A 23,407-nucleotide genomic window follows, 5' to 3' on the forward strand; every position below is an offset into this window, starting at 1 on the left:
ATCCTTTCTTTCTATTATATATTAACGATTATCAATTGTTTCTGGATATAGATCATGGTTCATCATGCGGTAGTCTGCCATTTGCTCATACTTCGTTCCTGGGCGACCATAGTTGCAGTAAGGATCAATTGAAATCCCTCCACGTGGTGTGAATTTCCCCCATACCTCAATGTAACGGGGATCCATTAGTTTAATTAAATCATTCATGATAACGTTCATGCAATCTTCGTGGAAATCACCGTGATTGCGGAAACTAAATAAATATAGCTTTAGAGATTTACTCTCTACCATTCTTTGTTCTGGAATGTAGCTAATATAAATTGTTGCAAAATCTGGTTGGCCTGTTTTCGGACATAAGCTTGTAAATTCAGGACAATTAAATTTCACAAAATAATCACGGTTTGGATGATTGTTATCAAATACCTCTAAAATTTCTGGGCTATATTCAAATAAATATTTTGTATTTTGATTTCCTAATAATGTTACATCTTTTAAATCTTCATCTAATCTTCCTGCCATTTTAAACATCCCTTCTCATTATACTCCGCGTTTATTTCCCCATACTAAGGCATGAAGCTGCGGCAATACTTTTGCATTATTCATCTCTTTACAATTTACAGCTTTATCAATCAGCCACTCATACTTATCTAATAATTTCTTAATCAGCATCGTATCATCCACAGTTTTTGTATCATCATTCCCTACTTGTAAGAAAAATGGTACATCTGGATAACGTTCGTGCATCTTAACTGCATACTCGAAATCATAATCGTCAAATACTACTACCTTTAAACTAATATCTTTTCCTGCTAGTTTCTGAATAATAGCATCTAACTTCTGAAAATCAGTATTCATTGTCGAACTTGGTGGCTTTGGAGAAATCGTTATCTCATCAATTTGAAGTAACCACTCTTGCCATTTACTCCCTTGTGTTTCGATTGCTGTTCGCATTCCATTCTCTTTTAATATAGAAAGAAGAAACTCAATATTTTTCAGCAATGCTGGATTTCCACCTGAAATCGTAACATGAGAAAAATTTTCGCCACCAATTTCTACAAGCTCATTCCAAACGTCTTCTGCTGTCATCTGTCTAATTTGATCTTTAGCCGATCCATCCCACGTAAAAGCAGAATCACACCAAGCGCAGCTATAATCACAGCCAGCTGTACGGATAAACATTGTCTTTTGCCCTACAACCATTCCTTCACCTTGAATAGTCGGACCAAATATTTCTAAGACAGGGATTTTACTCATCGAGCATCCACTCCCGTCTTACTTCCGCATAACTAGTTGGCGTCTCGAAAAGACGAACAAATTCAACACGAGCTCCTTTATATTCGTTCGCACGATTATCTTTTAGTAATGCTTCTGCCATCTTTTCGTAAATCCAAACGACCATATTTTCAGCAGTCGTATTCATAGCTGGTAACGTTTCGTTTAAATAACGATGGTCTAAATAAATTTCTATTTCATTCTTCCAAATTTCTTTTATATCTCCAAAGTCAATCGCAAGACCTATCTCATTTACATATCCACTAATCCCAAATACAACTTTATATGTGTGACCATGTAAGTTTTTACATTTCCCTTCATAACAATGTAAATGGTGTGCTGCATCAAATGTAAATTCCTTGCTGACCATTACTCTTTTATTATGATATTTGAGCTGTTTACGCTGAATATCCTCGTCCATTTTTTGTAAATTTTCTACAATGCGAAATCCAAAGAAATTATCCATTAGTTACTCGCTCCTTCGCGTTCTTGTAAGTACGTATCTAATCCTGCTTTACGAAGTTGACATGCTGGACATTCACCGCAACCATCACCAATGATTCCGTTATAACATGTTAATGTTTTTTCTCGAACAAACTCGAATGCTCCAAGTTCATCTGATAATTTCCATGTTTCTGCTTTATCAATCCACATAAGTGGTGTATGAATCACAAACGGATAATCCATGGATAAATTTAAAGTAACGTTTAACGATTTCACAAACACGTCACGGCAATCTGGATAACCACTAAAATCAGTTTCACATACACCCGTTACAATATGACGTGCTCCAACTTGTTTTGCTAACACAGCAGCAAATGATAAGAATAGTAAATTCCTTCCATCTACAAACGTCGATGGTAATTCACCTTCTTCATGTGTAATCTCCATATCCGTTCTCGTTAACGCATTTGGAGCAAGTTGATTTAATAGACTCATATCTAGTACCGTATGTTTAATTCCTAGCTCTTTTGCAATTTCCGCTGCACAATCAATTTCTAGCTTATGACGTTGATTGTAATTAAACGTTACAGCCTCTACTTCTGCAAACTGCTCTATTGCCCAAAATAAACATGTCGTGCTATCTTGTCCTCCACTAAAAACAACAACTGCCTTTTCTTTTTTCATTTCACTCATTCTCCTTCTCTACTACGAATAAGAAGAAAGAACGTTCTTGAACTGTCACAATAAAAAAACAAAACAATACCTAAAGATATTGTTGTTTCCATAGTTTTTTATAGAGGGAGTTCGCGAACCTCTCCCGTGCATTGCACGGAATTCCTTCTTTCATTGACAAGGCTTATTGTAACATATTGTATACTACCAGAAAAAATTTCTGATTTTTCCGCTATTTCTCATTTCATTTCTTTCATTTTATAGTATGATTAATTTAATGTGAGAAGAGAGGAGGCATCCCACTGAAATCCTTTATTATTTATCTCTTTTTAAATATATTATTCATCCTTGTTACAATGCTCGTATACCATTTATTTTGGAATCAAAAAGGGAAACGTTCTCCTAAATTAAATTCAGCAATATTTATTGTATTATGTTGCCTCGTTACTATACTATGTATCACTTTCGCAGCAAAAACAAATTATGGATTTCAATTTGATATGCGTCATATCGTATTAATTGTCGGTACATTAACCGGAGGTCCTATTGCTGGTGGCTCTATATTAGTTGTATTAAATATATACCGCTTCTTATTAGGAGGAATAGGTGTTTTCCCATCGATTATCGGTTCTATCCTTCTATTTATTGTCCTATTATTTACATACAAATTTTTCAATCGAACTTCTAATCGTATAAAAATAACACTTGCTATTATCTACAGTCTCACATACGGATTTAGTTGGATACCTTTCTTCCTTTCAAAGGTTACAAACAAGGCTGATTATATACCACATATTATTGTGTATGAGTTATGTACGATACTTGGTACGATCCTTACTTTATATTTACTACACATATTACAAACTCAAGTGCGTCTCCAAAACGAACTTATGAATGCTGAAAAATTTCATTTAATTGGTGAAATGGCAGCGTCTATCTCTCATGAAATTCGCAATCCATTAACTTCAACGAAAGGATTTTTGCAACTTTTACAATCAGATACATGCACTGAGCAGGAGCGAAAATTATATATCGACATAGCCATCAACGGAATCGAACAAGCAAACCACGTCCTTACAGATTATTTAACCTTTGCGAAACCAAGTATTGAAAAAGAACAAAGATTACAGTTAGAGGAAGAACTACTACATGCATTATCGTTAATTACACCACTTGCTAATTTAACAAATGTGCGTACACATTATATAAAGCAAAGCACTTCTTTTTTTATCGCGGGAGAAAAACAAAAACTAAATCAATGCTTGTTAAATATTTTAAAAAACTGCATTGAGGCCATGCCAAAAGGCGGTGATCTTTATTTCACATTAGTTCCTGATCATAAGCATATTCAGTTATATATAAAAGATACAGGAATCGGTATGGATACAGAACAAGTGAAACGTCTCGGCTCTCCTTTCTATTCAACGAAAGAAAAAGGAACTGGACTTGGAATGATGGTCGTATTCAGTGTTGTTCAAGCTATGAATGGAAAGATTGATATTATAAGTGAAAAAGGAATCGGTACAACCTTCTTATTAACTTTTCCACTCATACAAAAAAACGTGATGAAATAATCATCACGTTTTTTCTGTTCCTTCAACTAATTCAGCAAAAGCTTTCACTTTTCCATGTGGTTTTTGATTTTCTTTACGTGCTTTCCAAGCGCGCTCTTCTTCTTTCTTTTTCTTGGACATACTTTTCAACTCCTTCTTTTCTTTCTCCATGTAGTATTCCAAAATAAGAAAGAAAACTATGCACGTATCAAAAAAGAAGTGGTCTCCCACTTCTTCCTAATTATCGTTGTAAAATTGCGTGTTTCGCCTCTTTTAACTGCGTAAGATGTCTTTGTTCATGCAAATCAAGAAATTGAATCCACTGATACAAATTCAGATCATTAAAAATAGGATGCTTTAATCCATTTTCAAATAAATCTTTTTCATCTATAACACTATGAAGCGCGTGTAATAGTTCTTGTCGTGAATGTTCTAGCAATTGAATTCCTTGCTGTTTTTTCATTAACGTTTCTGTTGGTTGCATTTGCTGAGGAGCTTCTCGTTTATGTGTGCGATCAAGCGTAAGTTGGAGGTCTTTAAATGGAGTCGTGTTTCTTTCATTTTTTTGTAAAGCATATACAAGGGCAGACGTGACAGATTGTTCAACTAAATGCAAGTGATGCAAAATTTGAATAATACTCCATTTATCACGGCGTGGCTTTACATTCACTTCTGTATCATTTAACATTTCAATTTCTGATAATAGCGTGCTTCGAGTAGACTGTAATGAGTTCACCAAACTTTCTAAACTCACATCCATATTAGATTGAAGCATACTTCTTTCCCCCCTTTTTTTGGTGAAAAGAGGTGCTCCTTATTAGAAACACCCCTTTAGTATTCTGAATTTTCTTTTATTATCTCATCATTTTCCCATTATGTCGATGTTAAACATGTGAAAAAAAGCGCATGTTTTTTACAATTTTGTGTCGTCAATCGCATGTAGCCATGCTTCAATTTCTGTAATGACACTTTTTACACAGCCTTCAGCAAATGGTGATGTTAAATTTGCAACTTCCACTAATTCTAAGAACGATTTACTTCCACCTTGTTGGCACAGATTCACATAATCTTCCCACGCCTCTTGTCTATTATCTCTTGCACGTTTCCAAAATTGCAGTGCGCAAATTTGTGCTAACGTGTAGTCGATATAGTAGAACGGCGAGCTATAAATATGCCCTTGACGTTGCCAGAATCCACCGCGCTCTAAATAATCATTATCTTCATAATCACGATGCGGCAAATACTTTTTCTCTATATTACGCCATGCTGTCTTACGCTCTTCTGGTGAAGCTTCTGGATTTTCATATACATAATGTTGATATTCATCAACAGATACACCATATGGTAAAAACAGAAGTGCTGAACTTAGGTGAGAGAAGTAATATTTATCTGCATCTTCTTCAAAGAATAACTTCATCCATGGCCATGTAAAGAATTCCATACTCATAGAATGAATTTCACACGCTTCATACGTTGGCCAATTGTATTCTGGAATTTCAAACTTACGACTTTCATATACTTGGAAAGCATGACCAGCTTCATGTGTTAATACGTCAATGTCGCCAGATGTTCCGTTGAAGTTCGAGAATATAAATGGTGCTTTATAATTCTCGATATATGTACAATATCCACCGCCAGCTTTTCCTTTTTTCGCAACTAAATCTAATAAATCATTATCTAGCATGAAATTGAAAAATTCATCCGTTTCAGCCGATAACTCTTTATACATCGTTTTCCCATGATTAACAATCCAATCTGCATCTCCTTTTGGAGTTGGATTACCAGTAGGAAACTCAAAGTTTTCATCATAATATGCTAATTTTTCTACACCAATACGTGCTTTTTGTCTTTGTCTTAATTCCGTTGTAACTGGAACAATATAATCAAGTACTTGCTGACGATAATTCGCCACCATTTCCGCATTATAATCTGTACGGTACATTCTTGCATATCCAAGTTCAACAAAGTTTTTGAAACCTAAAGTTTTAGCGATTTTCGTTCTCACTTTAACAAGCTCGTCATAAATACGATCTAACTCTTCCTCATTTCCAGCTAAAAAACCGTAATATGCTTCACTTGCTGCTTTACGTTCACTTCTTTTCTTCCCTTGCATAAATGGAATAAGCTGTGATAACGTTCTTTCTTCTCCTGCAAAGTCAATTTTTGCAGACGCTAATAACTGTGTATATTGTGAAGACAATTTATTCTCTAATTGTAAATCTTTCACGACTTCATCAGAATATGTTTTTAAATCACACTCCGCAAGGGCAAATAATTGCTTCCCATAATACGCTTCTAATTCTTCACGGAATGGAGAATGAATTAACGCATTATAATACTTTGTACCATATCCTTGTACAACTGGAGAGAATTCATCAAAGAAATCTTGCTCTTCCTTATAAAAAGCATCTGTCGTATCAACAGAATGACGAATATAACAAAGATTCCCCATTGTACCAAAATCGTTGCGAATTTCGTTAATTGAATGAATGACTTGCTTTTGTTCTTCTACAGTTTTTGCGTTATCAAACTTCTCTAAAGCAACAGTAAACTTCTCTTTTAATTCTTCAATATTTGGCCGTTTATATTCATAGTCTTTAAATGACATGAACGAGCCTCCTCTCCATTATATGCATCCTTACTATAATTCAATGCTTACTTACAAATCTCCTCTTATTCTTCAGCAAAATACGGCAAATGCTGTCATAATTACCTGTAAACAAAAAAGCCTTGGATTTCTTTATCCAAAGCTCCTTTGGAACATACTATTATTTTTCATACTTTCCAATCTTTTTTAATAGATCAAGTAATTCATCCTTTTCCTCTTTCGTTAACATTTCAAAAGACTGATGTATAACTTGTTCATGCCCTGGAAAAATAGAGGCAATAAAGTTCTCTCCCGACTCAGTTAGTTGTGCATAAATAACACGTCTGTCATTCGGGCACGGAATTCTCTTTACTAGCCCCTTTTTCTCTAGCTTATCTACAACATATGTAATGCTGCCACTAGCTATTAAAATACGCTCACCAATTTGCTGAAGTGGTTGACCACCTTTATGATATAGCAATTCTAATACCGCAAATTCTGTTGGATTTAACCCGTTACTTTGTATAGATTTATTTGTAGTATCCATAACAGAACGATGTACACGAGATAATGCAATAAATACTTTTAAAGATTGAGAAATATCTTCTCGTTCATTATTTGATGTCATACAACTTTCAACCCTTCACTTAAATTCTCAGTAATAAAAAGAAAAAATAGCCTAGTACTTCATGTAATTCCCGAATGAGTATTCACTCATTCATTACCTCTCCCCAAACATATTATGAATGATTCTTGAATAAAAACATGACAATTTTAACATAGTTTATATATAATGATAATAAAAAAGAAGGGGTACCAAATTTGAAAGTCAAATTCCACAGCATAGTTTTATATATCTTGCTTGTCATCCTACCAACGATAGGGATTGGTACTACATTTTATTCGTATCATTCGTATAAAATGAAACAGGAAAACAAACTATCTGCTCACACCGTTCTCTTTTTATATAGAGACTATTTAGACCATCACCTTGGTGAAGCAATTTCCGCATTAGAAATGCTCGCAAAGGTCGTAGGAACCGAGACTGGAAATATAAATGGAATTAAAGAAATTGTACATGATACAGATGGAAACGATGCACGTTTTTCTGGTCTATATTACGCTACACCAGAAGGCGTCATTACAATCGCATCGGAAGGCGACCGACCACCTGTTGATGTTTCAGATCGTAAATATATTCAAAACGCATTAAAAACTAAGAAAACAACTGTATCATCCGTCATTACAGATCGTGTTCTTGGACATCAAGCTATTATGATTGCTTCTCCAATTTTCAATAAACAGAAGGAGTTCTCAGGCTTATTGTTAGCAAGTTTACGCTTTGACTACATTTCATCATCTTTAAATGCCATTAAACCGCAATACCATTTTGAAGTAACCGATAAATATGATGTAGTTTTTCTAACCGATGATAATAACGAAACAAGTGATGCGCATTCAAATATGCTTACTACTCCACTTCAAAGATTAGATTGGAAGGTCTCTGTTTCTCCGTTACCTATTCATCAAAAAGCTTTATACCAGTGGGTTGCCGTAGAATGTATAGCTACTTTATTTTTAATGTCAATTTTATTTTTACTCGCTCAGTATATATTGTTAAAACGGCAAACAAAACTAGAAAGACAACAAAATGAACTACAAAAAATTGAATTGGTTGGAACTTTTGCAGCTAGTACAGCCCACGAAATCCGTAATCCTCTTACCGGAATTAAAGGGCTCGTCGCTCTATTAAAAGAGAAATATAAAGATGAACAAGATCAATTCTATTTTTCCATCATCGAACAAGAAATAGAACGGATTAATGAAATTGTAAGCGAATTTCTTATTCTCGGAAAGCCAACTGCTATCATTGAACAAACTTATGATGTGAGAACCATTCTAAATGAGGTAACGTTAATTATCCAATCTGAGGCGAATCTACATAACATTGTATTCCATTTACATTTGCCAGACCATCCTGTTCATATCCGTTGCTCAAAAGACCATATGAAACAAGTGGTTTTAAACATTACAAAAAATGCAATTGAAGCCATGACTTCTGGTGACACACTCACCATTGTCGTAACAAACAATGAAACGCACGCACAATTGCAAATTATAGATACTGGAAAAGGGATTCCAAAACATATTCAAAAACACCTCTTTCATCCGTTCTTTACTAATAAAGATACTGGAACAGGTCTTGGACTTGTTATATGTAAACGAATTGTAGAGATGTACAATGGGCATATTTTTATTGACAGTATAGAAAACGAAGGAACAACAGTTCATATCGAAATTCCGTTACACTTAGTATAATTATCCTTATCCCAAAAGGGTAATTATACTTATTTCATAAAACCAGCCACAAGCATTCGCCAAAAATTACTTGATTTCCCTTCATACCCAATTTGAAAAATAGGTACCTTTATAATCGATAACCATTTTGGTGTTTGTTTCTCTTTATAACACTGGTACTGTAAAATAAGCTTGTCCAATTCTTGACTAACTTGAATTGTCTCCATACTATTTAACCCACTCGTTAAACCTAATTGAATCATCTCTTCACGTTTCATATGAATATCACGTGAAAGCTTTTCTAATGTGTACTTCCTTTTTACAGTAAACATTCATATCCCCCTTATTATACTTCCATGCTCTCAACTTCACTTCTCCATCGACCTTTTAACTACTTAATCATATTTGAATTTGAAGAATCAGAAAATTAAACATTTTCTCCCTGTAATTTACAAATCTTTACCCTCACTTTGAGAATTATTACAAATTATTCTATCTTTGTAAATACATTCGCAATAATAGACAATTTTTTCATCTTCTTTTTTTACAAACATCAACTAAATAGCGGATTCTCTATTTTCCATATACTTTTCTTCGACATTTTTTGTTTAATTTATATAAAAACGCAAAACATAATGATGATTGATAAAGTGAAAATTTAATCATTGAGGGTGTTCACTCCCCACTGCCCACAAATAGTGGGATAAAATAGAAAGGAAATATTTATATGCGCAAATATACGATTGCATTTCTTATGTTTACTATGTTCTTACCATCTTTCTTGTTTCCAGTTCAAGCAAAGGCACATACAAACAAAGTGGCTATTGTCATTGATGACTTCGGCAATAATATGAAGGGGACTGATAAAATGTTATCACTTCCTATCCCACTAACTGTTGCCGTTATGCCTTTTCTTCCTTCCACAAAGGAAGATGCGATAGCGGCTCATAAGAAAGGGCACGAAGTTATTATACATATGCCAATGGAACCGATTAAAGGTAAAAAAGAATGGCTTGGACCAAAAGCAATTACAACTGATTTAAGCGACGAAGAAATAAATAACCGACTCGAACAAGCGATTCAAGAAGTACCGCATGCAGTTGGGATGAACAATCATATGGGATCAAAAGTGACCGCGGACGAAAGAATTGTGCGACTTATACTTGCAGCTTGTAAAAAACACGGTTTATTTTATTTAGATAGTAAAACAAATCCTAAGAGTGTCGTCCCAAAAATCGGGAAAGAATTAGGAGTGCCAATTATTGAAAATCAATTATTTTTTGATGACGTGTATACAGCGGCACATATTTCAAAACAAGCCCAATTACTCATTAAAAAACTTCAAGAAAAACCGATTATGGTAGCTATCGGACATGTTGGTCCTCCAGGTGAAATTACATCACGTGTTATAGAAACTTCTATTCCTAAAATGCGTGAACATGCAGATTTTATTTTTTTATCCGATTTAGCATTATCTCCGCCTCCTGTTTCAAAATAAGATTCATGACTCAAACTAAAAAAAGAGAGCAATCTGCATATAGCAAATTGCTCTCTTTCCTTTTCATCTTAAATATAATCTACATGACTCACCCTGAATCCTTTTTTCTCTATTTTTTCGATTAATTGCTTTAATCTTTTTTCATTTAACTCATCTGTTATATTTACGATAACGCGGCGAATATATTGATCGCCATTATCTAGCGTAAATAGTCCACCGATATGAAATGCTTTCAACAATGTCCCAAGTTCTTTAATCGTTCCCTTACAATCTTGTGTTGCAATTGTTAATATATAACCACCTGTCCGCATACCAAATGAATCTTCAATAACATCAAATATATTAGAATGCGTTAAGATACCAACAAATTCATTATAATCATTTAGCACAGCTAAAAATGGAAGGCGACGAATAACATAAAATGCTCTAAAAAAAGAATCCTTTTCAAAAATAAATGCAGTGGAATCTTCCAACATATGTTCCGTACTTAATTTTTCTAATCCGCCATTACACTTTTTTTCTAAAAGATCTACCTTATAAATTATCCCCATGAATTTCTTTTCATCTTCTGCTACTACAGGGATTGCTCGAAATCCCGTTTCATTCATAATGCGCAAAGCCTCTTCACCTGAATCGTTCATTTTGCAAAATGTTATTTGCTGTTTTGGCAGAAAATGATATTTAACTCGCAAAATATGTTCCTCCTTACATGTCAACATGTAATCTATTTATAATAAGGAAACCTATATTTTATGAGTAAAATCATTTTTAAAACGCTTTCATTTATTTATTGACTTGTAACAACATCATAAACATTTTATATCACAGAGCTCTTTGCACCTTTTATCATTAACAACTTTACATGGTAATTCATTAAATATTCTATACCCTCTAGCCATTTTTTTGCTTCTTCTGGAGTTTTCCCCCACACGATCATGCCATAATTATGAACAAGAACTACTCCTCCACCTTCAATAAAATTCGGTACATTATTTTCTAATAAATCAGCGAATTTTTTCTCATCTTCTACAATGGGAATTGTCATTTCTGTTATACCCTCTTTTCCAAAAACACGTTCCACGCTACGTTTATCGAATGTTACTTCCCCTTCTTCTCCATATAACTCTGATATTAAATGGCTATCTACAGTCTGCACTTGTAAAATACATTCTGCACTACTTTTTTTATAAATATCCGCATGCATAAACGATTCTGCAGCTGGTTTTTCTTCATTTTCAAATACTGGCTCACACATACAATTAACAACAATAAAGTCTTCTTCTGAAAATAACCCTTTATCTCTTCCCTCAACGTTTACTAAAAAAGTTAACGGCTCTTTTGACGTACAAAGTGATAAACTAATTTTTGTACCATAAAACCAATCACGAAGTGCCAATTCAGATTTCACATCTTTTAATTCATTCCATTTCTTTAGAAAAAATAACATTTCGTCACCCCCGGCATAATATTTATATAATGTTCGAATCCTTTCTATGTAAAAGGAGTATTTTTTGATTATTCTAAAAATTTAATTGAATTATCACATGAGAACGCCTTTTTGTCAATATAGTTTCACAGCTCTTCTTTAAAATGGGCCATTCATATATCTATACTTCTGTCTATTCCCTATTTCATTTTGTACATAAAAAATACGTTATTCTTTTTAAATCAAAGAATAACGTATTTTCTCATCTTTTATTTCTTTATTTCATTATATAAAAACTGTGCATATTGTTCACGTGTTACGAAATCATCACCTAAAAAGTTTCCTTTTCCATCACCTTTTGATATATTATTATCCGCTAAAGCTTTCACATATCCTTCTGCCCAGTGACCAGTTGGTACATCTTTTAAGTGCACTTTATTATTTCCATCTTCTTTTAACTGAAATACTTTATATAATACTACAGACATTTCGTATCGAGTTAATACTCCATCTGGACGAAACTCCCCAGTACCATCTCCTTGCATAATTCCAGCCTGCGCAACGGTAGCAATATCTTGCTCAAACATATGCCCTTTCGTATCTGTAAATCTCTCTTTCTGCTCTACTCTATTTTCTAATTTCAAGTACCTTTGTACTAAAGACGCAACTTGTCCACGAGTAATACTATCCCCAAATCCAAATTGTCCATTTCCATATCCCTTGAAAATATTTTCTTTCGCTAAATAATGAATTGCTTCCTCTGACCAATGTCCTTTTGGTACATCTTTAAATTCTACTACTTCTACTTTTTCATCTTCTTTAGAAGTGTTGTCTCCTTTGCTTTCTATCACATTTTGAATTACAGATCCTGTGAAGAAGATTCCTGTATCCGCAAACGGATCTTTCACACCAAATTCGTATATTTTCTCGCCTGATGTACTCCACTTAACTGAATCATTACTATACGTACCACCTTCGCTCTTCAAACGAATTTTTGTGGAAATTTCACCATCTTTTTCGTATATAGGTACTTTTACTTCTTTATTTACTTCTGTTTCCTCTAAAAATACTTTTTGATTTTGAACATTGATGTAAGCTGTTTTACTTAGTTCTATCACTGGTCGAACATCACGAATTTCATTTGCAACAAAACTTAAGAATACTAACTTTTTCAAATTACTAGCCGGTGTTAAGTCTGAAATATAATTCGCTTCTAAATCAAGTTTTTGTAAGTTTACTAGACTTGATAATGGCGTAATATCCTTTAACTCATTGTTAGGTAAGTGTAATTCTTTCAACTGTGCCATCTTACTTAGAGGAGTAACATCTTTTATTTCATTTTTCCCGATCCACAATTCTTCTAATTGCTTCATTTGCTCAATGCCGGATAAATCTTTAACTTTATTACGTGTTAATACTAAGTCTGTTAAAGGTAATGAATATAACGGTTTAATATCTTCAATTTGATTACCAGCTAAAGTCAAGTATGTTACATTTTTTAACGCGCTTAATGGAGCAACATTCGTAATTTTATTATTTGCTAAATTCAAGTAATCTAGTTGTTCCATTTTCGCTAATGCTGTTACATCTTCTATTTGGTTACCTGATAGATATAAACTTTTTACATTTTTCATTTCAATTAGTGGTGCAACGTTTGTAATTTTATTATTACTCAAATCAAGGGATTCTAAATTATCCATCTTAACAAGTGGTGTTACATCTGAAAATTCATTACCACGCAAAGCTAAATGATTTAATTGCTTTAAGTTCGCAAAGAACGACGGATCTTTTATCTTCGCATTCGCAACTGTTAAAGATTTTAAATTTGGCATATATTTTAATGCACTATAATCAAGAATCTCATTCGTATTTAAAAACAAGTCCTTTACTTGTAATAACTCTTCTTTCGTAATTGGTGTATTTAAATCTTTTCTATTAAATACTTTTTTATTAACAAGTTCTCTTAATTTGTTATCTGTTATCATATTTTGAGTATCAACCGGATTATCTATTTCCGTATTGCCTGAATTAGAGTTATCATCTGGTTTCTCTGTTTCTTTGTCACCTACAGTTGGATCTTTAATTTCAAATTGAACTTGATATTTGTGATCATATCCAATAGCCGGAATAAGTATATGCATTTGCATATTATGCTTCTTCTCAAACTCGCCAATTTCAAATTGAACTACTTTCGTTCCATTCTTCCTCTTATCTTCTGACAAAACCTTCACATCATGAAATACGCCAGGTTGATTTTTATCTTCTATTCTAAGATATTGAAAATAATCGCTATCTTGTAAGGTTACAGTAACAATATTTTTCCCGTTTTCAATTGCTACCTTAGGATTTTTTATGTATTGAGAAACCATAGATGGCTCGTCTTTTTGGTCCTTATATATTTTAATCTCAGTATCGTATGTACGTTCATTAGCTGCTACCGATTGGTTTGCTTCAATTTTTATTGCTGCTAATGCTGGAGTAGAATAAGCAGCAAATGGAATTGCTAATGTTGTCGCTACTACTAGCGCCTTCATATAATTTTTTTTCAAAATAATATCCCCTATCATATATAATTTTTATAATTGATAATATTTATCAATTACTTACAAATAAATGATAATGAATATCATTATCATTGTCAATGGTAATATTACATTAAGTTTATATTTCCATGTATAAAAAATAAAAACCCTTTATTCAAAGGGCTTTTTTACCTATTGTATGAAGAATTTCACTTTTTTCCTTCTCATTGATGACACCGATTTTTTGCAGAATATTCGCGTACAATACAAGTTTATTATATATTCGTTCTGACATGTTCCCCCTTCTTTCCTTCGACCAACTTTTTTTGTATTGGTAAATTATATGAAAGAAATGAGAAAATGTGTCCACTTTTTGCATAAATACAAATCTTTTATCCTGCTATTTGCTAGCAGTAAAACTCCCACCTAAAAATCAAGTGGGAGTTCAATTTATTTAGCAAATTGTCCATTGAATATTATGCTTTTTCATTTCCTCTTCAAAACTATAGGGCATTTTTTTATCACAAATAACATGCTGAATACGAGAAAATGCTGCTATTCGATAATTCCCTTTTACGCCTACCTTTGTATGATCACATAGAATATATGTTTTTTCCGCTAATTTCATCATCGCTTCTGAAAGTTTCGCCTTTTCTAATTCAAAACTAGAAACTCCAAAACTAGGCAATAATCCATCAATTGACACAAATGCTTTATGAAAATGGAATTGCTGTATTACTTGCTGGGAAATAGACCCTGATACGCGTGAGTGCTTTGGAGATATTTTCCCACCAATAAATAAAACTTCACCGTGAAACATCTTTTTATTAATAGAAGAAATTAATTGTGTAGCTACTGGAAAAGAACTTGTTACAATCGTTAAATTTTTTCGATGAACTAGATATGGTACCATTTGAAGTGGTGTACTTCCATCATCAATCGCAATCACATCTCCATCTTCCACAAACGTTGCTGCTTTATAGCCAATTCTCTTCTTCTCTTCTATATGCAGCATCTCTCGTTCTAACATTGGTGCCTCTATTCCAGCTCCCGGAAGTTGGACAGCTCCGCCGTACACTTTCTTCAACTTCTTTTCACGATCCAATTCTTCTAAATAACGGCGAATCGTCTCTGTTGATACAGCAAACTCCCTTGCTAACTCTGAAACTTTTACTTTTCCTTTAAACTCTACCTTCTCAAGAATGGTTCGCTTTCTTTCTTCTCCTACTACAGACATAGCTTCACCCCATTTATATCTCCCTCATACACTGCCTTACTTATACAAAGTTATAACTTTCTTTGTAAGTAGAAACTTCTTCATGAATATGAATACCACGCTTTTTTAGTTCATCAAAAATAATTTGTGGATTTACAAAAGCTTCCTCAGGTGTCACAACACCAACTTTATTTACATTCCCTTTTGCGATTAACTCTGTAGCAATCCCAAATGGAATACCGACGTTTCTCGTATACGCTCTTAATTTTTCCCATCCTACAACAGATCCATCAGATAACGGGTGAGTATGATATAATACGTGCCTTTGTTTCTCATTATTTTTCATACCTATTACTTCTACATGAAGTGCATAGCCGTAAACCTCTGTTTCTTGTCCTTCTTTCGATTGCAATAGGTACTTCGAAATGCAATCCATAATACCAATGTCTTTCCCGTTTATTTCAATTTGATCATTACGCAATATACCATAATCATATAAAGCACGTACAAGCTGCATATTTTGCTTTGGCCAAGTTCCTCTCGTCTCTATCAGTTTGACGCCTTTATTTTCTAGTGCTTTTGCTAACGTAATTGTTTCAGAATGCGGAATAATATACTGCGTTGATTTACCGTAAGGCGCAGGCAATTCAATTTCTCTCGGACGCGCAAACGGAGGTACTTGCTTAAACTTACCATCTTCATAAACTGTACGCGATGGCAAGTGTGGATCATATTCATATGTCGTTGTCTCTGTAATTGATGCAGAAAAAGCAATTGGACGATATGAACCGTGACTTACACGAACTAACTCTACAGTATCTAGCTGATTTGCTGCATGCATCGCCATCATTTGCGTTACACCCGGCGTCATACCAAAACCAGGTAAACACGTTTTTCCGTTTTGAACAAATATAGAATGCGAATCATTTTCTTCACCAAATCCATTCAAATTCACACCATGACAACCTGCTTCTGCAATACATCGAGTAGACAATCCATTTAGCTTTATCGTCGTGCCATCCATTACGATGTCATAGCCCTTCATTTTTGCAACTGTATCTTCATGATTTGTCACATCAACTTTAACAAAATCAACACGAGGATCGTTAACCCATTCTACTACTTTAAGCCCCTCTTCTTCGTTAAAATCCGCTACTGTAATCGTCTCAAAAGATGAAAATTGAACTAAATCTAAAATTGCTTCACGACAAATTTTACCTGCTCCACCTAAGCAAAATACTTTCAACCTATAACAACTCCTTTAGCGATACTATCAACTAAGCGATTAATATCTGCCTCATGTACATCACCGATATTTCCAATGCGGAATGTATCTACTTTTGAAATTTTCCCAGGATAAATAACAAATCCATAGCGTTTTAACTCGTTATATAACTGTTGAAACTCGAAGTTCCCTTCCGGGTAAATGAAAGATGTAATAATAGGAGATTGATATTTTTCATCTACAAGTGGCTTAAAGCCAATTTCCCCCATTCTATTCACTAATAGTTTTTGGTTATTGTAATATCGATTGTAACGTGCGCTTACTCCGCCTTCTTTTTCTAATTCAAGCAAAGCTTGATAAAAAGCGTGTACAACATGTGTAGGTGACGTAAAACGCCATTTCCCATTTTGATTTTCCATCGTTTCCCATTGATCGTATAAATCTAAAGATAATGAACGTGCCTGCCCTTTACATTTCAACAATTCTTCGCGCTTTGCAATAACAAATCCGAACCCTGGAACCCCTTGAATACATTTATTCGCACTACTAATTAGAAAGTCAATTTGCAACTCAGCGATATCTATTTCAATACCACCAAAACTACTCATTGCATCAACTAGTGTTACTTTTCCGTATTGCTTACCTAATTTACATACGTCTACAATTGGATTAATAATGCCTGTTGTTGTTTCACAATGAACAACTGCAATATGTGTAATATCTTTATCTTGTTGTAATATCTTTTCTACTTCTACAATATTAGTAGGCTCCCACTCTTCTGTTTGACTGACCACCACATCTATATGTAACATCTCTGCCATTTGTACAATTCGCTTACCGTACGCACCATTTGTACAAACGAGCAGCTTCCCATTTGCCGGAATAACAGAACCAATTACTGCTTCAACTGAAAACGTACCGCTTCCTTGCATTAACACTGTTGTATATTTCTCTTCTTCCTTCGTCGCTAACGATACAAGTTTAGCTCTTACTTCTTGCACCATCGTATTATATTCAACATCCCACGTACACCAATCGTATAGCATAACTTCTTTTACTGATTTTGTTGTCGTTAATGGTCCTGGCGTTAATAATAAGTAGTGATTTTCAGTCATGATCCTATTCCCCTTTTATGAAATAATAAGTTCTTGTTTTTCGATATGTTCCATTACGCTTTCGAGTTCCTGCATCGTTTCAATCGTAAAGTGTGCCCCATTTTCCACGAAACGATTACGAACTACTTCTATTTTTTCACGAAGTTCTGCTGGATCCATATTCTCCACTTCTTCTTCCGTTAAACCAAGCTCGCTACTGCCAAGAATTACACCAACTGTCCACATTCCAGCATTTCTACCTTCTTTCATATCTGATACTGTGTCCCCTACTTTTATCATATGGTTCATCGGATACACACCAAGTTCCATTGCATTTTTATAGCACATCCATGGGTATGGACGTCCCGCTGGAACATCATCTGGCGTCACAAGAAAATCGGGTTTATACCCTTGTATTTCGGCTTCTTTTGCTACAATGTTCATCATTTCTCTCGTATAACCAGTCGTTGAGCCAATTTTGATTCCTCTTTCACGTAAAGAAGCAATCACTTCCTTTACTCCATGAATTGGCGACGCATAGCGCGGTAAAATAGTGAAGAGAATCTCTTCAAATTCTTCATACATCTCCTGAATGTCTGTTTCTGTTGGTAACTGTCCGAAAACACGATTCCACTCACTCGCAATACGAGGCATCTCTGTAAGTGCCCTTACATGATCAATTTTTAATAACCCCATTGGCTTACGTGCTTCTTCTGCTGTAATTGCTACACCGCGTTTATGGAAAATCTCCATAAATACTTCCAGTGGTGCAAAACATCCGTAATCAACTGTCGTACCTGCCCAATCAAAAATAACCGCTTCTACTTTCATTCAATCCATCACCCTTCTTATTTATCTTTTTTGCCATTGTGACGTTCGGTTACGAAGTGCTTTCGTTCCCCATTCATATACAACTCTTACTACAATATTTGTAACTACAATAAGTACACTCATTGCAGCTGCTGGCGCTACATTTCCTGCATCATCCATATTTACGATTGATACGGCAGCTAGTTTAAAATCAGCTGCGTATAGGAATACAACCGCTGACACAGTTACCATCGAATTTACGAAATAGTACATCACCATTTCTAAAATTGCTGGTAAACACATTGGTACTGTTACTCTAAAGAATGTTTTATAAAACGGAATGCCCATCGACTGTGAAACAAGCTCAAACTCTCGGTCTAATTTCTTTAAAGCAGTCGTTGCGGTAACGAATGTTACAGAATAAAAATGAATGATATTGACTAGTACCAACACAGCGATTGTTCCGTATAAAGAATGAAACGGATTCGTTACTGATAGTCCAAATATTTGGATCGTTGTTTGACTAAAGAAAAAGACGTATCCCAATCCAAGTACTAAACCTGGTATCGCTAAAGGTACGATAGAGAAAAAGTAACCTGTTTTCCGGAAAAATTGTAGCTGATTTATTTTCTCAATCGCATATGCGAACATAAATGTTAAGACCGCTCCAATAACCGCTGTAATTGCTGAAACAATTACACTATTTTTAAACGCTTCAAGTCCATCTCCTGTTAAACTAGAAAAATTAAAATGTTCAAATGTAAAGCCCATATTATACGGCCATACTTTCACACTTGCAGCAATACCAACTGCCACAAATAATAGAATGATCATGAGTGTTATTACGCTACAATATACGAATGAACTAACATCTCGTTTCTTATTATTTATTATTCTGTAAGGTACTGCTTTGGAAGATAAGAAATTCGCCTGCTTTCTTTGCGTAATACGATCAACTGCAAACGCAAATATAGCCGGGATTAATAAAATCATTCCGACAGTTGCACCCATCGGCATATTTTGTTGTCCAATTACTTGTTTGTATACGTCAGTAGCAAGTACATTATATTGCCCACCAACAATTTTTGGTGCACCAAAATCAGTGAAGCTAAGTGTAAATACAACGAACATTGCACTAATTAATCCGTACTTTACACTAGGTAAAGTAACAGTGAAAAATTGCTTTGTTTTACTCGCACCTAACATATTAGAAGCTTCATATAGGCGGTAATCAGATCCTTGAAAAGCAATTAATAATATAAGAAATGCTTGCGGAAATGTATACATGACTTCAGCCATTACAATTCCTACTGGTCCATATAAAGGGATCTGTATACCTTCAAACAAACCAAACATTCCTTTCGTTACTAACCCTTGATTACCAAATAAATATGTCAGTGCGATACCGTGCATCATCGTTGGTGCAAATAATGGTAACAACGCGACATATTGAAATATACGCTTCCCAAACACATTCGAACGAGCAATCGCATAGGCGTAAGCGAAAGCGAGTGTCACTGCAATAAGTGTCGTCGCGCCCGAAATCCATACCGTATTTTGTAATGATTGAACTAGCGTTGGTGTTGTGAAATATTTACTGAAATTCGCAACACCAATGAAAGCTCCATCTTTATCATAAAAAGCTTGTGTAAACAGTTGTAATAGCGGCAATACAAGCATAATCAAAAAAGCAAGAAGCATACCAATAATTAATAGTCTTTGTATCCACTCTTCTTTACCGATACGTCTCTTAATCTTTTTTTTCGTATTTTCTACCTTATAGTTTTCTAACATCTCCATCTATACGACAACCTTCTTTCCATATGACAACATATGATTTTCTGAGAAAGAGATTTGAATCGGCTTTCCTTTTCTAATAGCTGTTTTTTCTACTTCTGATGCTAATATATCTACAACAATTTTCTCATTATATAGATGTGTTTTCTCATCTATAACTCGCACTTCTGTCCGGTATACAGATCCGCGGAACTCCATGCTTTCTATAATTGTTTTAATACCATTATTTTGTACAACTGTTACATGTTCAGGACGAATTGCATGTTCTTCGTTATTTTTCGAAAAGAAATTAATAGAACCAATAAAATCTGCCACAAACGGATTGGCTGGTCTTTGATAAATCTCCTCTGGTGTGCCAATCTGCATAATTTCCGCATGATTCATTACAACAATTTTATCAGCCATCGTTAATGCCTCTTCTTGATCATGCGTGACCATAATAGTTGTTACTCCTACTTTTTCTTGCAAATCACGCATTTCTCTACGTAACTTTTCACGTACTTTTGCATCTAAAGCAGATAACGGCTCATCGAGTAACAAAATATCCGGAGACAGAGCGAGCGCACGTGCAAGTGCTACTCGCTGCTGTTGTCCGCCAGACATTTGAGCAGGATATTTATCTTTTACATTCAGCAAATCTACAAGTTCTAACGCATCAAGCGCTTTCTCTTTTACTTCTGCTTTTCCATATTTTTTTGTCTTTAAGCCGTATTCAATGTTTTCAAGTGCTGTTAAATTAGGAAACAATGCATATGATTGAAACACCATTCCGAAATTCCTCTTTCCAGGAGGTAATGCTGTAATATCTTTTCCATTCACAGCTATACTACCTGTTGTTGCCTCTTCTAGCCCTGCTAAAATTCGGAGCAATGTTGTTTTTCCACAGCCACTTGGGCCTAATAAACACACAAACTCATTTTTTTTCACAGTAAAAGAAATGTCTTTTAACGCTGTAAATGCATCAAACTGTTTTTGAATGTGTTGAATTGATAAATATTCGCTCATTTTTCTCTCTCCCACTCACTTACTTTTTCGGTTCTGCTTTTTGGCCAAACTCTTTTTCCCATTTTTCTAAAATTTTGTCGCGATTTTCTGCTGCCCACTTAAAGTCATTCTTTTTGTATAACTTTTCTGTCACATCTTTAGGGAATCCATCTGGAAGTTTATAATCATTCTTAATTGTCGCAAATCCATTTTTCTCAAAGTATAATTTCATTACATCATCAGTAATTGCCCAATCTAAAAATGCTTGCGCTAATTTTTCATTTTTCGCGTTATCTTTTTTAATAAGTGCGTTTGCTTCTACTTCCCAGCCTAATCCTTCTTTCGGCAGTACAACTTCAACCGGTGCACCTTTTTGTTTCTCTTTCAAAGCACTATAAACCATTGATACACCAACTGGATATTCACCTGCTCCTGCTAATTTCGCTGGTTTTGATCCTGAATGCGTATAACTTGCCATATTATCATGAAGTTTCTTCATGTAATCCCAGCCTTTATCTTCACCCATAATTTGTAACCATGCGGAAACTGTTAAAAATCCTGTTCCTGAAGAAGCCGGATGTGGCATAACAAGTGTTCCCTTATATTCTGGCTTCGTTAAGTCTTCGTATGATTCTGGCATCGTTAAATTTTTCTTCTTTAATTCTTCTTTATTTATAGCAATCCCCGTCATAAATGCAGTATTTCCTACCCATTTTTCTGGTTGCTTATCATCTTTAAATTGCGGAAGAACACGATCTGCTCCTTTTGGAGAGTATCCTTTTAACATATCTTTTTTATCTAAAGCTAATAGACTTGATGCAGCAGTACCCCATACAACATCTGCTTGTGTATTCTTTCCTTCAGCTAGTAGTTTCGCTGTAATAACTCCCGTTGAATCACGAACAATGTTCAATTTCACATCTGGATATTTCTTTTTAAAAGAATCAAGATAAATTGGTACAAGTTCTTCTTCGATCGCTGTGTAAACAGTTAATGATCCAGATAATTTATCATCTTTCACTTTTGCCCCAGCACTTTCTTCTTTCTTTGCACCACACCCCATTAATAACGAAAATACCATTCCAGTTGCTACAGCTTTAAAGATTGTTTTTTTCACTGTCTCTCTCTCCTTTTACAAATCTTATGTACAACTCAAATATAAACAACTAGTGTAAAAGCAGTATTAAACCAACATTAATCTTTTGTTTGTTGTTTGTTTTTGTGTAATACGTTGCTACTTCTATGTTTTTTCACATTTTTCTGCTAATAATGAACAATAAATTTACAAATAATTAAAAAAACCTTTATAATCCCACAAAAAAATGAGGCGTTTGTAAAAAACGCCTCATTTTTGTTTACCTTTTTTTGAATTACGATTTGCATACTTCGCGCTATTTTCTCCTTCATACTCTAATGCAAATTCTGCATCTGGTAAGCTTTCTTTCGGAGTTTTATTATTGTTGATTGCCGCATTTTGTTTCACTTTTCTTTTTACCAATACATTCACCTGCTCTCAAGAATTCACTTTCTACTCTAGTTTGAAGCAACATAAAATAATTATTACTGGCAAGTGTTAACAAGTACATAAGAGTCGCTAGATGGAAATACTACGGCAGAAAGCATTATAAAAAGGAGCGATTATTTTGAAGAAGAAAGATAAGATTCAATCACCCATTTTAGATGAAACGCTCCCGCATCAAATGAATTTTCCATCTTTTAAAGGAACAGGAAAAAAGATGCAACAACCTTTCATAAACCAATATGACGTCGTAATCGGAGACAGTAAATATAATTCCGAGAACAGTCCGCTTAACAATTGGAGTGATGAAGTAGATCCTGCCATTATGGCTGGAGAAGAATGGATCCATCCTACAAATGATATTGGGTGGATTTCAGAAGAAAATCAAGAGTTACTAAAAAAAGAAGTGGATAATAAGAATGACGCTTTTATGCATCCGCAATTTGGCATTAACGACTAAAAAACCATTCTACCTAACATAGGTAGAATG

24 protein-coding genes and 1 riboswitch are annotated in these 23,407 nt (G+C 34.5%); of the genes, 4 read left to right on the forward strand and 20 right to left on the reverse strand.

Annotation, left to right across the window (positions count from 1 at the left end):
- Positions 1–21 precede the first annotated feature (21 nt).
- The 4 genes from queF to queC are packed head-to-tail and all read right to left on the reverse strand — an operon-like array spanning position 22 to position 2,400.
- On the reverse strand, positions 22–519 hold the full coding sequence (gene queF, locus DN390_RS11775; protein WP_000918895.1) for a preQ(1) synthase: 498 nt from the start codon (positions 517–519) through the stop codon (positions 22–24).
- A gap of 18 nt (positions 520–537) precedes the next feature.
- Positions 538–1,254 (reverse strand): 7-carboxy-7-deazaguanine synthase QueE, encoded by a 717-nt coding sequence (gene queE / locus DN390_RS11780; protein WP_147807396.1) that lies wholly within the window; start codon positions 1,252–1,254, stop codon positions 538–540.
- Positions 1,247–1,738, reverse strand: a complete 492-nt coding sequence (queD, locus tag DN390_RS11785; protein WP_063224498.1) for a 6-carboxytetrahydropterin synthase QueD — start codon at positions 1,736–1,738, stop codon at positions 1,247–1,249. Before queD ends, queE begins: the two co-directional genes overlap by 8 nt.
- Positions 1,738–2,400 carry a 7-cyano-7-deazaguanine synthase QueC gene (queC, locus tag DN390_RS11790; protein WP_000711596.1) on the reverse strand — a complete coding sequence of 221 codons (663 nt, stop codon included), beginning with the start codon at positions 2,398–2,400 and terminating at the stop codon, positions 1,738–1,740. The genes queD and queC overlap by 1 nt, the downstream gene beginning before the upstream one ends.
- 93 nt (positions 2,401–2,493) lie before the next feature.
- Positions 2,494–2,537: riboswitch (PreQ1 riboswitch) on the reverse strand.
- Positions 2,538–2,744: 207 nt separating this feature from the next.
- On the opposite strand from queC, the gene kinB reads away from it, so the two are divergent.
- Entirely contained in the window at positions 2,745–3,962 is a 1,218-nt protein-coding gene (gene kinB / locus DN390_RS11795) for a sporulation sensor histidine kinase KinB (RefSeq protein WP_147807397.1), read from the forward strand.
- A 3-nt stretch (positions 3,963–3,965) separates the two neighbouring features.
- On the opposite strand, the gene DN390_RS31105 is transcribed toward kinB, so the two are convergent.
- The 4 genes from DN390_RS31105 to DN390_RS11815 form a co-directional block, all read right to left on the reverse strand.
- The gene (locus DN390_RS31105) at positions 3,966–4,082 is read right to left on the reverse strand and encodes a DUF6254 family protein (RefSeq protein ID WP_000038254.1); all 117 of its coding nucleotides are present in this window, start codon (positions 4,080–4,082) and stop codon (positions 3,966–3,968) included.
- A 100-nt stretch (positions 4,083–4,182) separates the two neighbouring features.
- Complete coding sequence (locus tag DN390_RS11805) at positions 4,183–4,716, reverse strand: DinB family protein (RefSeq protein ID WP_060630064.1); 534 nt, start codon at positions 4,714–4,716, stop codon at positions 4,183–4,185.
- 138 nt (positions 4,717–4,854) lie between these two features.
- Entirely contained in the window at positions 4,855–6,549 is a 1,695-nt protein-coding gene (locus DN390_RS11810; RefSeq protein WP_147807398.1) for a M3 family oligoendopeptidase, read from the reverse strand.
- 160 nt (positions 6,550–6,709) lie between these two features.
- Complete coding sequence (locus tag DN390_RS11815; RefSeq protein ID WP_000203340.1) at positions 6,710–7,156, reverse strand: MarR family winged helix-turn-helix transcriptional regulator; 447 nt, start codon at positions 7,154–7,156, stop codon at positions 6,710–6,712.
- A gap of 194 nt (positions 7,157–7,350) precedes the next feature.
- Here DN390_RS11815 and DN390_RS11820 point away from each other — a divergent pair, with 194 nt between their 5' ends.
- The gene (locus tag DN390_RS11820) at positions 7,351–8,847 is read left to right on the forward strand and encodes a DUF3149 domain-containing protein (protein ID WP_147807399.1); all 1,497 of its coding nucleotides are present in this window, start codon (positions 7,351–7,353) and stop codon (positions 8,845–8,847) included.
- A gap of 29 nt (positions 8,848–8,876) precedes the next feature.
- On the opposite strand, the gene DN390_RS11825 is transcribed toward DN390_RS11820, so the two are convergent.
- Positions 8,877–9,158, reverse strand: a complete 282-nt coding sequence (locus DN390_RS11825) for an aspartyl-phosphate phosphatase Spo0E family protein (RefSeq protein ID WP_000495532.1) — start codon at positions 9,156–9,158, stop codon at positions 8,877–8,879.
- 395 nt (positions 9,159–9,553) lie between these two features.
- On the opposite strand from DN390_RS11825, the gene DN390_RS11830 reads away from it, so the two are divergent.
- The gene (locus DN390_RS11830) at positions 9,554–10,324 is read left to right on the forward strand and encodes a divergent polysaccharide deacetylase family protein (protein ID WP_060630060.1); all 771 of its coding nucleotides are present in this window, start codon (positions 9,554–9,556) and stop codon (positions 10,322–10,324) included.
- 68 nt (positions 10,325–10,392) lie between these two features.
- On the opposite strand, the gene cbpA is transcribed toward DN390_RS11830, so the two are convergent.
- The 11 genes from cbpA to DN390_RS30625 all read right to left on the reverse strand — a co-directional run bounded on the left by cbpA (position 10,393) and on the right by DN390_RS30625 (position 22,896).
- Positions 10,393–11,016 carry a cyclic di-AMP binding protein CbpA gene (cbpA, locus tag DN390_RS11835; RefSeq protein ID WP_147807400.1) on the reverse strand — a complete coding sequence of 208 codons (624 nt, stop codon included), beginning with the start codon at positions 11,014–11,016 and terminating at the stop codon, positions 10,393–10,395.
- A 125-nt stretch (positions 11,017–11,141) separates the two neighbouring features.
- Positions 11,142–11,771, reverse strand: coding sequence for a class II aldolase/adducin family protein (locus DN390_RS11840; protein WP_060630058.1), 630 nt, complete (start codon positions 11,769–11,771; stop codon positions 11,142–11,144).
- Between the two features lie 248 nt (positions 11,772–12,019).
- Positions 12,020–14,317, reverse strand: a complete 2,298-nt coding sequence (locus tag DN390_RS11845) for an NEAT domain-containing leucine-rich repeat protein (protein ID WP_147807401.1) — start codon at positions 14,315–14,317, stop codon at positions 12,020–12,022.
- Between the two features lie 409 nt (positions 14,318–14,726).
- Positions 14,727–15,509, reverse strand: coding sequence for a DeoR/GlpR family DNA-binding transcription regulator (locus DN390_RS11850; protein WP_060630056.1), 783 nt, complete (start codon positions 15,507–15,509; stop codon positions 14,727–14,729).
- 40 nt (positions 15,510–15,549) lie between these two features.
- Positions 15,550–16,734 carry a saccharopine dehydrogenase family protein gene (locus DN390_RS11855; RefSeq protein ID WP_098265594.1) on the reverse strand — a complete coding sequence of 395 codons (1,185 nt, stop codon included), beginning with the start codon at positions 16,732–16,734 and terminating at the stop codon, positions 15,550–15,552.
- Complete coding sequence (gene phnW / locus DN390_RS11860; protein WP_147807402.1) at positions 16,731–17,828, reverse strand: 2-aminoethylphosphonate--pyruvate transaminase; 1,098 nt, start codon at positions 17,826–17,828, stop codon at positions 16,731–16,733. The genes DN390_RS11855 and phnW overlap by 4 nt, the downstream gene beginning before the upstream one ends.
- Before the next feature lie 15 nt (positions 17,829–17,843).
- A complete protein-coding gene (phnX, locus tag DN390_RS11865) occupies positions 17,844–18,638 on the reverse strand; it encodes a phosphonoacetaldehyde hydrolase (RefSeq protein ID WP_147807403.1) in 795 nt (264 codons plus the stop codon).
- Positions 18,639–18,659: 21 nt separating this feature from the next.
- Positions 18,660–20,417, reverse strand: a complete 1,758-nt coding sequence (locus DN390_RS11870; RefSeq protein WP_147807404.1) for a putative 2-aminoethylphosphonate ABC transporter permease subunit — start codon at positions 20,415–20,417, stop codon at positions 18,660–18,662.
- Positions 20,418–21,419, reverse strand: a complete 1,002-nt coding sequence (locus tag DN390_RS11875) for a putative 2-aminoethylphosphonate ABC transporter ATP-binding protein (RefSeq protein ID WP_097949641.1) — start codon at positions 21,417–21,419, stop codon at positions 20,418–20,420.
- Between the two features lie 19 nt (positions 21,420–21,438).
- The gene (locus DN390_RS11880; RefSeq protein ID WP_147807405.1) at positions 21,439–22,515 is read right to left on the reverse strand and encodes a putative 2-aminoethylphosphonate ABC transporter substrate-binding protein; all 1,077 of its coding nucleotides are present in this window, start codon (positions 22,513–22,515) and stop codon (positions 21,439–21,441) included.
- Positions 22,516–22,743: 228 nt separating this feature from the next.
- Positions 22,744–22,896 carry a hypothetical protein gene (locus tag DN390_RS30625; RefSeq protein ID WP_000240799.1) on the reverse strand — a complete coding sequence of 51 codons (153 nt, stop codon included), beginning with the start codon at positions 22,894–22,896 and terminating at the stop codon, positions 22,744–22,746.
- A 145-nt stretch (positions 22,897–23,041) separates the two neighbouring features.
- Between DN390_RS30625 and DN390_RS11890 the strand changes: the two genes are divergently transcribed.
- On the forward strand, positions 23,042–23,377 hold the full coding sequence (locus tag DN390_RS11890; RefSeq protein WP_147807406.1) for a DUF3905 domain-containing protein: 336 nt from the start codon (positions 23,042–23,044) through the stop codon (positions 23,375–23,377).
- Positions 23,378–23,407 lie beyond the last annotated feature (30 nt).

This window comes from Bacillus sp. SH7-1 (assembly GCF_008042405.1).
GTDB classification, from domain to species: Bacteria; Bacillota; Bacilli; order Bacillales; family Bacillaceae_G; genus Bacillus_A; species Bacillus_A thuringiensis_N.